Raw genomic sequence first — 8,125 nt, 5'->3', positions numbered from 1 at the left:
AGGCGACATGGCCGACGAGCAGAAGCTGCGCGAGTACCTGACCCGGGTCACCCACGACCTCATCGCCGCGCGCGCGGAGCTGAGCGCGGCGCGGGAGCCGATCGCGATCGTCGGGATCGGCTGCCGGTTCCCCGGTGGCGTGCGCTCACCCGAAGACCTCTGGGCTGCGGTGTGCTCGGGCACCGACGCGGTGGGCCCGCTGCCGGACGACCGGGGCTGGGACCTCGCCCGGCTGCACGACCCGACCCGGACGCGCACCGGCACCACCTACGTCGACCGGGGCGGCTTCCTGCGCGAGGCCCCCGAGTTCGACGCCGCGCTGTTCGGGATCAGCCCGCAGGAAGCCCGGCGGCTGGACCCGCAGCAGCGGGTGCTGCTGGAAACCGCCTGGGAGGCGCTGGAACGCGCGGGCATCCCGCCGCTGTCGCTCAAGCGCAGCCGCACCGGCGTGTTCACCGGCGGCGTTCACCACGACTACCCGTACGCGCAGGGCTCCGGCAGCGAGGCGCCGGGTCGGATCGCCTACCAGCTCGGGCTGGAGGGCCCGGCGATGGCGATCGACACGGCGTGCTCGTCCTCGCTGGTGGCGCTGCACCTGGCCTGCCAGTCGCTGCGCAGCGGCGAGTCCGAACTCGCGCTGGCCGGCGGCGTGACCGTGATGTCCTCATCGGACAGCCTGGTCATCCTCAGCGCCGCGGGAGTGCTGTCCCCGGACGGCCGCTGCCGCTCCTACGCCGACGCCGCCAACGGCACCGGCTGGTCGGAGGGCGTTGGCGTCCTGGTCCTGCGGCGCCTTTCGGACGCGTTGGCCGAGGGGCAGGAGGTGTGGGGTCTGGTCACCGGCACCGCGGTGAACTCCGACGGCGCCAGCAACGGCATGACGGCGCCGAACGGCCCGGCCCAGCAGCGGGTGATCCGCGACGCGCTGCGGGCGGCGCGGATCGACCCGGCCGATGTCGACGTCGTCGACGGGCACGGCACCGGCACCCCACTCGGCGACCCCATCGAGATCGAGGCCCTGCAGGCGGTCTACGGCAGCGGCCGGCCCGCCGACCGGCCGCTGCTGCTCGGCTCGCTCAAATCGCACCTCGGGCACACCCAGGCCGCCGCCGGCGTGGGCAGCGTGATCAAGGTGGTCCTGGCGATGCGGCACGGGCACCTGCCCGCCACCCTGCACGTCGACCGGCCGACCAGCCGCGTCGAGTGGGCGGGCCGCGGGGTGGAGTTGCTCACCTCGCCGCGCCCGTGGCCCGGCGACCGCACGCGCCGGGCCGGGGTGTCCTCGTTCAGCATGACCGGCATCAACGCGCACGCGATCCTGGAAGAGGCCCCGCCCGCCGGGGACCCCGTGCGCACGCCGGGAGGAACGCGTCCGCCGCTGGTGCCGTGGGTGGTGTCGGGCACCACCCCGGGCGCGGTGCGCGCCCAGGTCGCGCGGCTGCGCGCCCACGTCAGCCCGGCGGCCGACGCCGTCGACGTCGCCTACTCGCTCGCCACCACCAGGTCGGCGTTGCCGCACCGCGCGGTGTTCCTCGGGGCCGACACCGGTGAGCTGCTGGCGGCCCTCGCCACCGCGGAACCGGTCACCGGGGTGGTCCACTCGCCCGGCCGCACCGGGTTCCTGTTCGCGGGGCAGGGTTCCCAGCGCCCGGACATGGGCCGGGGGCTGGCGGCGGCCTTTCCCGCCTTCGCGCGGGCCCACGAGGAGATCCGCGCGTTGCTGCCGGTGGACGTCGCCGCGATCGACGACACGCGCAACGCCCAGCCCGCGCTGTTCGCGTTCGAGGTGGCGCTGTTCCGCCTGCTGGAGTCCTGGGGCGTGCGGCCGGACCTGCTCGCCGGGCACTCGATCGGCGAGGTCGCCGCCGCGCACGTGGCCGGGGTGCTGTCGCTGCGGGACGCCTGCACGCTGGTCGCGGCCCGCGCACGGCTGATGGCCGAGTTGCCCGCCGGGGGAGTGATGGTCGCGGTCCGCGCGAGCGAAGCCGAACTGCGGCCGCTGCTGACCGAGGGCGTCGACATCGCCGCGGTCAACGGGCCCTCCGCCGTGGTGCTGGCGGGCGAGGAGGCGGCCGTGACCGCCGTGGCCGGGCACTTCGCGCACCACCGCAGGCTCACCGTGTCGCACGCCTTCCACTCCGCCCACATGGACCCCGTGCTCGACGCCTTCCGCGCCGCGGTCGCCGGGCTCCCCCACGCGGCCCCGCGCATCCCGATCGTGTCGACGGTGACCGGGACGCTGCTCCCGGAGCTGACCGCCGGGTACTGGGTCGAGCAGGTGCGCCGGACCGTGCGCTTCGCCGACGCCGTGGCGGCCATGCGCGCCGCCGGGGTCTCGGCGTTCGCCGAGATCGGTCCGGACTCCACCCTGACCGCGCTGGTGGACCGCGGCGCCGTGGCGCTGCAGCGGCAGGGCCAGGACGAGGCTCGCGCGCTCGTCACCGGGCTCGCCGGGCTGCACACCCACGGCGTCGAGGTGGACTGGGCGGCGGTGCTGCCCGGCGCGCGGCGCGTCGACCTGCCGACGTACGCCTTCCAGCGCGAGCGGTTCTGGCGCGGCCCGGACTTCGGCCGCGGCGAGGCGGCCGCGGGGCTGACCGCCAGCGGGCATCCGCTGCTCGGCGCGATGAGCGCCCTGCCTGGCTCCGGCGGGTTCCTGCTGACCGGGACGCTGTCGCTGCGCACCCACCCGTGGCTGGCCGACCACCGCGTCGGCGGCCGGGTCCTCCTCCCGGGTGCCGCGATCCTGGAGTGGGCGCTGCGCGCGGGCCGGCAGACCGGCCGCGACCAGGTCGAGGAACTCACCCTGACCACCCCGCTGGTCGTCCCGGAGCAGGGCGACGTGCGCGTCCAGCTCGCGGTCGACCCGGACGGCCGGATCACCGTGCACGCCACCACCGGCGAGCAGTGGGTCGAGCACGCGGTCGGTGCGCTCGCCTCGGCCGGGCCGGCCGGGCCGGCCGAGGACTTCGCCTGGCACGTCGGCGATCCGCTGCCCGTGGCCGGGCTCTACGAGCGGCTCGCCGACGCCGGGTTCGACTACGGCCCCCTGTTCCGCGGCCTCACCGCCGCGTGGAGGCACGGGGACGAGGTCTTCGCCGAGGTGACGCTGCCGGACCACGACGACACGGCGGGGTTCGGCATCCACCCCGCGCTGCTCGACGCGGCCCTGCACACCGCGTCGTTCGGCGGTGTCGGCGGCGGGGTGCCGTTCTCCTGGCGCGGGGTCACCCTGCACACCACCGGCGCCACCCGGGTCCGGGTCCGCCTGCGGCCACGCGCGCCGGGTGAGCTGGCCCTGGACCTGGCGGATCCGGCCGGGCGGCCGGTGCTGACGGTGGCGGCCCTGGTCCTGCGCGCGCTGACCACCCCGCACCGGGATGTGCTGCACCGGGTCGACTGGGCCGCCGTCGACGCGCGCCCCGTGGACGGCGAGGTCGAGGTGCTGCACGTGCGACCCGACCGGGCGCTGGAGGTGCCCGAGGCGGCCCACCGGGTGGCTCGGCAGGTGCTGGCCCGGGCGCAGCGGGCCGTCGCCGAGGACAGGACGCTGGCCGTGGTGACGCGGCACGCGGTCGCGACCGCACCCGGCGAGGACGTCGATCCGGCGGCGGCGACCGCGTGGGGCCTGCTCCGCTGCGCGCAGCTGGAGCACCCCGGCCGGTTCCTGCTGGTCGACGCCGGAGACGACGACCCGGTCATCACCGGTGAGCCGCGCTCCGCCGTGCGCCGGGGACGCGTCCTGGCGCAGCGTCTGGCCACGGTGGACGACGCTCTCGTCCCACCGGACAGCGCGGCGTGGCAGCTCACCGGCAACGCCTCCGGAAGTCTGGACGACCTCGCCCTCACCCCGGCCCAGAGCGGGCCACTCGCCCCGGGCACGGTCCGGATCGCCGTGCGCGCGGCGGGCCTGAACTTCAAGGACGTGCTGATCGCGCTCGGGGTGGTGCCCGGTGACCCGACGCTGCTCGGCGTGGAGGCCGCCGGAGTGGTGGTCGAGACGGCGGGCGACGTGACCTCGCCCGCCGTTGGTGACCGCGTGTTCGGGCTGGTCCGCGCCGGGCTTGGGCCGTTCGCCGTGACCGACGCGCGCCTGGTGGCCCGGATGCCGGCAGCGTGGAGCTTCGTCCAGGCCGCCTCCGTCCCGCTGGTGTTCCTCACCGCCCACTACGCGCTGCACGACGTGGTCGCCCTGCGAGCCGGGGAGAAGATCCTCGTGCACTCCGGCGCTGGCGGCGTGGGCATGGCAGCGATCCAGCTCGCCCGACACCTCGGTGCCGAGGTGTTCGCCACCGCCTCCGAAGCCAAGTGGGCACACGTGGCCGCGAACCGGGTCGCCTCCTCGCGCGACCTCGGCTTCGAGGCCGCGTTCCCACCGGTGGACGTCGTCCTGAACTCGCTGACCGGGGAGTTCGTCGACGCCTCGCTGCGGCTGCTCAAACCCGGCGGCCGGTTCGCGGAACTGGGGAAGACCGACATCCGGCACGGCGTGCCGGGCTACCGCGCGCTCGACCTCGCCGACGTGCCACCCGGCCGTATCGCCCAGATGCTCGCCGAACTGCTGGAGCTGTTCGACTCCGGTGCGCTGCGCCCGCTGCCGGTCACCACCTGGGACGTGCGCCGGGCGCCCGAGGCGTTCCGGTTCCTCAGCCAGGCCAGGCACGTCGGCAAGGTCGTGCTCACCGTGCCGCGCGCGTGGACCGGCACGGTCCTGATCACCGGCGGCACGGGCGGGCTCGGTGCACTGCTCGCCCGCCACCTGCTCGGCCAGGGCGTCGAGCACCTGCTCCTGCTCAGCCGCAGCGGCAGCGCCGCGCCCGGCCTGCGCGGAGACCCGCGCGTCACGGTCCAGGCCTGCGACGTCGCCGACCGGGCCGCCCTGGCCCGCGCGATCGCCGGGCACGAGATCACGGCCGCGGTGCACGCGGCCGGGGTGCTCGACGACGGCGTCCTCACCGCCATGACCGCACAGCGGCTGTCGGCGGTGCTGCGGCCGAAGGTGGACGGGGCCTGGCACCTGCACGAACTTCTGCCCGAGGCCGAGCTGGTGCTCTTCTCCTCGACCGCCGGAGTCATCGGCGCGGCCGGGCAGAGCAACTACGCCGCGGGCAACGCCTTCCTCGACGCGCTCGCCGGGCACCGCCGCCGCCTCGGCCTCCCGGTGCGCACCCTCGCTTGGGGGCCGTGGGAACCGGCCAACGGCATGACCGGCACGCTGGACGAGCGCGCGCTGCGGCGCCTGCGCCGGACCGGCGCGCTGCCCTTCGCCGCCGAGGAGGGGCTCGCGCTGTTCGACCTCGCCGCCCACGGACCCGACCCGTCGGTGGTCCTCACCCGCCCGGCCGCACGCCGCGAATCCACGGCACTGGCCGGCCCGGCACCCGGCCCGGCACCCGGCGCGGACCTGACCGGCTGGTTGCGCACGCAGGTGGCCGCGGTGCTGGGCTACGCCGGTGCGGCCGAGGTCGACCCGGAGGTCCCGTTCCCCCAGCTGGGGTTCGACTCGCTGACCGCGGTCGAACTCGGCAACCGCATCCGGGCCGGGACCGGTCTTGCCGTACCCGCCACCGTGGTGTTCGACCACGCGAACTGCCGCGCGCTGGCGGCCCACCTCGCCGACCGGCTCGCCGGCCCGGCCGAACCGGAACGGGCGGCCGACGTGGTGAGCGAGCTGTACCGCGCGGCGGTGGAGCGGGGGGACCACGACGGGGGACAGGCGCTGCTGCGCAGCGTCGCCCGGCTGCGCCCGAAGTTCCGCTACCCGCAGGACGATCCCGTGCTGCCCCGGCCGGTGCCACTCGCCACCGGCCCCGGGCTACGCGTCATCTGCTCGGGCACGCTGGTCCCGTTGTCCACCCCCCAGGTCTACGCGCGCTTCGCCGCCGGGTTCGCCGGGCGGCGCGACGTCGCCGTGGTGATGCCGCCAGGATTCGCCGGGCCGCTGCCCGCCGGCCTCGACGACCTCGTCGCCGCGCACGCGGACACGATCGCGCGGGATCCCGGCCCGGTGATCCTCGCGGGCATGTCCTCGGGTGGGATGCTCGCCTACGAGACGGCCAGAGCGCTGGAGCGGCGGGGGTTCGGGGTGCACGCCGTCGTCCTGCTGGACACCTACCCGGACGGGCACCCGTACATGACCGGCTCCACCGGCGAGTTCAAGGCGCTGATGTACGACCGGGGGCCCGTTTCCGTGCGCTACGACAGCGACCGGCTCTCCGGTGGGACGTGGCTGTGCGAGCTGTTCTCGGGCTGGAAACCGGTGGGGGTGCGGGCACCGGCCCTGCTGGTGCGCGCCAGCAGGCCGCTGACCCCCGACCACGACGGGGACGACTGGCGCGCGCACTTCGACGGGATGGCCGTGCGCGACGTACCGGGCGACCACTTCTCCGTCATCGAGGCGGACGCGCCGACCACCGCGGCGGCCGTCGAATCCTGGCTGGCGACCCTATGACCAGGTCACCGGCAGCTCATGCACGCCGTGCGCCACCGTGGCGACGCGGTAGCGCAGCTCGGCCGGGTCCACGGCCAGCGCCAGGCTCGGGAAGCGCCGCAGCAGAGCGGGGAACACGGTCGTCATCTCGCGCCGCGCGAGCGGTGCGCCGATGCAGTGGTGCACCCCGTGCCCGAACGCCAGGTGTGCCCGCACCCTGCGCGTCAGGTCCAGGGCGCGCGGGTCGGCGAAGGCGGCCGGGTCGTGGTTGGCCGCGGGGATCGACACCGCGAGCAGATCCCCCGCGGCGACGGGCTGACCGCCGACCACGGTGTCGCGCGTTGCCTTGCGTGCCACCCCGCTGTGCACGACGGACAGGTACCGCAGGAGTTCCTCGACCGCGTTGTCGATCAGCTCCGGGTCATCCCGCAGCGACGCGAACTGGGCGGGGTGCGTGAGCAGGACGAGGGCGCCCATGGCGAGCGAACTCGACGAGGTTTCGTACCCCGCCGCGAGCAGCAGGGAGCACACGCCCGTCAACTCGCCGTCGGACAGTTCGTCGCCGTGCTCGCGGATGAGCGTGCTGAGCAGGTCGTCGCCGGGCGCGGTCCGCTTGCGCGCGGCCAGTCCACCGAAGTACTCCCGCAGCTTCCCCTCGGCCACGTCCCGGTCGGCGCGCCACTTCGTGGTGTCCACGCTGGCCCGCACGACGCTCTGGAACTCGTCGAGGTCCCCGTGCGGCACGCCGAGCAGCTCGCAGATCACCAGGGTGGCCAGGGGATCCGCCAGCTCGGCGACCAGGTCGGCACCGGGTCCGCGGGCCTCCAGCGCGTCGAGGCACCGCGCGGTGATCTCGGCGATGCGCGGCTCCAGGCGGGCGATCCGCCGGGCGGTGAACTCCGCCGCGAGCATCCGCCGCAACCGCGTGTGCTCCGGTGGATCGCTCAGCAGCAGAGAACCGACCCGCCGCTCGTCCACCGCGGCCGGGTCGTCGTCGGCCGAGGGCATCGGCGGCGCGGAGTCGTTGGAGAACAACTCCGGGTCGCCCAGCACAGTCCTGGCGTCCTCGTACCGCGCGACGACCCAGATGGGCTGCCCGAACGGCGACACCGTGCGCCGCAGCCCCGGCTCGTCCCGAGCGGCGGCCAGCGCGGCCGCAGGTAGCAGGCCGTCTCGATGGAAGAAGAGGGGCACCTGCGGCGCGATCTCGGTCACGCCCCCACGATAACCAAGAAACCCTTGGAGGATAAGGAAAAAACCGCTTTCCCCGACCGGAGAACAGAAGTCCGCTGTGGATCGACAGGGGGCTGCCGAGTCGTGCCGTCGAGACCGGACACGGCGACGCCGTCGATGAACCGCCGCTGCAGGAACAGGAACACCATCGGCAGCAGCATGATCAGGCCGGCCGCGCTGACCAACGGGTAGTCCTGGCTGAACCCCTGCTGGAAGGAGAACATCGCGGTGGACACCGGCACCGGCACCCGGCGACCGCTCCGCACGAACGCCACCGCGAACAGGAACTCGTTGCAGGCGGACAGTCCGGTCGCCATACCGTCTCGGCCGGCTGGCCAAGTACACCGACGCCGACGGCGCCTGGGTGGCCACCGAGTTCGACCAGTTCGGCAAGCCAGCCAAGATCAGCGACTCCCTCGGTACCACCCAACGGTTCACCTACGACCGCACCATCGAACCGCG

At 75.0% G+C, this 8,125-nt stretch carries 3 protein-coding genes; 1 reads left to right on the top strand and 2 read right to left on the bottom strand.

Translation table 11 applies throughout. The annotated features are described in order from the left end of the window. The first annotated feature begins 7 nt into the window (after positions 1–7). The gene (locus tag LX83_RS23845; protein WP_253775102.1) at positions 8–6,451 is read left to right on the top strand and encodes a type I polyketide synthase; all 6,444 of its coding nucleotides are present in this window, start codon (positions 8–10) and stop codon (positions 6,449–6,451) included. Here LX83_RS23845 and LX83_RS23840 read toward each other — a convergent pair. Together LX83_RS23840 and LX83_RS23835 are read right to left on the bottom strand one after the other, a co-directional pair. Further along, a complete protein-coding gene (locus LX83_RS23840) occupies positions 6,446–7,645 on the bottom strand; it encodes a cytochrome P450 (protein WP_253775100.1) in 1,200 nt (399 codons plus the stop codon). The two genes, LX83_RS23845 and LX83_RS23840, sit on opposite strands and share 6 nt — an antisense overlap. Then, positions 7,642–7,980, bottom strand: a complete 339-nt coding sequence (locus tag LX83_RS23835; RefSeq protein WP_253775098.1) for an ABC transporter permease family protein — start codon at positions 7,978–7,980, stop codon at positions 7,642–7,644. Before LX83_RS23835 ends, LX83_RS23840 begins: the two co-directional genes overlap by 4 nt. Positions 7,981–8,125 lie beyond the last annotated feature (145 nt).

The organism is Goodfellowiella coeruleoviolacea (assembly GCF_024171785.1).
Lineage (GTDB): Bacteria > Actinomycetota > Actinomycetes > Mycobacteriales > Pseudonocardiaceae > Goodfellowiella > Goodfellowiella coeruleoviolacea.
This window is presented reverse-complemented; position numbering and strand designations above follow the sequence as displayed.

Excerpts from the sequence above, each read along its gene's own strand:
- LX83_RS23845 (WP_253775102.1), top strand. The coding sequence starts at position 8 with ATGGCCGACGAGCAGAAGCTGCGCGAGTACCTGACCCGGGTCACCCAC.
- LX83_RS23835 (WP_253775098.1), bottom strand. The coding sequence starts at position 7,980 with ATGGCGACCGGACTGTCCGCCTGCAACGAGTTCCTGTTCGCGGTGGCG.